Annotated in this window: 2 protein-coding genes and 1 pseudogene; 2 read left to right on the plus strand and 1 reads right to left on the minus strand. The window is 35.0% G+C overall.

What is annotated here, in order from left to right:
- Window positions 1-471: Dam family site-specific DNA-(adenine-N6)-methyltransferase (locus AFK68_RS01455; protein WP_094671065.1), on the plus strand; the 471-nt coding region annotated here is incomplete at its 5' end.
- A 699-nt stretch (window positions 472-1,170) separates the two neighbouring features.
- Here AFK68_RS01455 and AFK68_RS01460 read toward each other — a convergent pair.
- Window positions 1,171-1,947 carry an SDR family NAD(P)-dependent oxidoreductase gene (locus tag AFK68_RS01460; RefSeq protein WP_094671067.1) on the minus strand — a complete coding sequence of 259 codons (777 nt, stop codon included), beginning with the start codon at window positions 1,945-1,947 and terminating at the stop codon, window positions 1,171-1,173.
- Window positions 1,948-2,098: 151 nt separating this feature from the next.
- Here AFK68_RS01460 and AFK68_RS01465 point away from each other — a divergent pair.
- Window positions 2,099-2,350: pseudogene (locus AFK68_RS01465) on the plus strand (translation elongation factor); the annotation flags it as partial.

Below are 2,350 nucleotides of genomic sequence, written 5' to 3' on the forward strand. Positions count from 1 at the left end.
GGTTTATTTAGAGTAAATTCTCAGGGACAGTTTAATGTTCCTTTTGGCAGATATAAAAAACCTAATATTTTAGATGAAGCTGTTTTAACGGCTGTGAGTAAATATTTAAATAAACCTCAAGTAAAGATATTAAATGTGGATTTTGCTAAAGCAGTTAAAGATGCGAAAAAAGGTGATTTTATTTATTTCGATCCTCCCTACGATCCTGTTTCTGATACTGCCTCTTTCACAGGATATGATGTCAATGGTTTTAACAGGGATGAACAGAAAAGATTGAAACAAGTTTTTGATAAATTAACAGCAAAAGGTTGCCGAGTGATTTTAAGTAATTCTCGAACAGATTTTATCATGGATTTATATCAAGATTATCAGGATAAAATCAAAACAGTAAGGGCAGCAAGAAGTATTAACTCCAAAGCATTGAAAAGAGGAAAAGTTGATGAAATTTTAGTGTTAAATTTTTCAGTATAAACAAAGATAGAGGTATGACTAAAAATGATGTCGCATGGGAAAAGTTATTTCACAGATATCAAAGATTAAAGAGAGGTTGAAAAATACTCCAATATTCAGGAATTTTCCACAGGAGCAATACCAGAAATATTTTCATCTTGTGAAGCACCCATAAATAATGGTTTTCCCTCATTGAATCTTTCCTTCCATCCCCCTCAGAGGAAATCACCATTCNTCACCATTCTTTTCATTTCCTGAAGCTCCTGAAAAAAATCGCGGGTCAAAGGATTTTCGGTTGCATCCTCAAAATTCTTGTGATATCATAAAGGTTAAATGGTGCTACTCGCCCATATGCATGATTTTTTATTCAACCCAAATCTTCCGGAATTTTCCCAAGGAGCAATATCAGGAATATTTTCATCTTGTGAAGACCTGCAAATACTGGTTTTTCCGCGATTAAATCTTTCCTTCCATCCCTCCTCAGTGGAAAATTACCAACTTTTTCATTTTATGAAGCTCCGAAAAAAATCGCGCGTCAAAGGATTTTTTGGTTGCATCCTCAAAATTCTTGTGATATAATAAAGGTTAAATTGGTCTACTCGCCTATATACATGATTTTTTATTCAACTAAGAATAGTATTGTTGTTTCGAGGCGATCGCTCAGGCTATAGAAAGAAAAATCAATATAAAAGATAGCAAATGGGAATAGTTATATATTATTCAAGATATTAAAGGAGCTTGTGAGGTCAAACCACCATCAACAGGAACAAGAGCACCAGTCATAAAAGAAGAATTCTCCTGACTTAGGAAAAAGACTACTTCTGCAATTTCATTTGCTTCAGCTACCCTACCAATAGGATAAGCCATTGACTCAGCTTTCCATGCCGCTTCCAAATCACCATTAAAATTATTTTCAGCAACTTGCTGAAACACTCTCTCAGTAAGAGGCGTTCTCACAGTTCCTGGACACACTGCATTAACCCGAACGCCGTATGGACTTAGCTCAACAGAAAGACCCTTGGTCATTTGTGCAATAGCTCCTTTTGTTGCCCCATAAACTAGGCAGCCATTTTTTCCAACAAATGCCTGCTCAGAAGACATAAGAACAATAGCTCCCTTTTTAGCATCTCTCATATAACCAGCAACAGCAGCAACAGAATAAAGAATACCCTTGATGTTAATATCAATCATAAAATTCACATCATCCTCCGAAAGCTCAAAAATACTGGTTGGTCGAAACACCCCTGCATTAGCAAAAAGCACTACTGGTTGACCAAACATTTCGACTGCCGAATTAACGGACTGTTCAACAGCTAACTTAGAGCTAACATCAGTCTCAAGGAAAAGAATAGAACCTGAATAAGATTCTGATTCCAACTTTTTTCCATCTCTAATATTTATATCAAGAAATGCTACATTGAAACCCTCAGAAGCAAACTTCCGGACTGTTGCAGCACCAATTCCAGTTGCTCCTCCAGTTACAATTGCTAGTGACATTGCCTCATCTTTCCTGATTGACCAACAAAGGAATAATAGCTTGTTATAGTGAAATTGGCAATAATTATCAATTCATTATCAAAAAGGATTCAAAAGAGGAAGAGTCTATGAAATTATAGTCTTGAATTTTTCCGTATAAGCAAGATTAACTATGACTAAAAATGATGAAGCATGGGAAAAGCTATTTGAGAGATATCAAATATTAGAGGAGGTAAATAAAAACGGCTGTTTCAAAATAGAAGCATCTCAAATTAATCAGGAACGAGAAAGTAGACTTATGGCAAAATTTGACCATATTGTTAACTTGCCAAAAATATTTAGAGATAATAATTTATCAATCCTACCACTTTCTCGTTCTCAATATATTATTGGTCATTTTCATACACATTTACCAGTCAAATAT

The organism is Hydrocoleum sp. CS-953 (genome assembly GCF_002260545.1).
GTDB lineage: Bacteria > Cyanobacteriota > Cyanobacteriia > Cyanobacteriales > Microcoleaceae > Trichodesmium.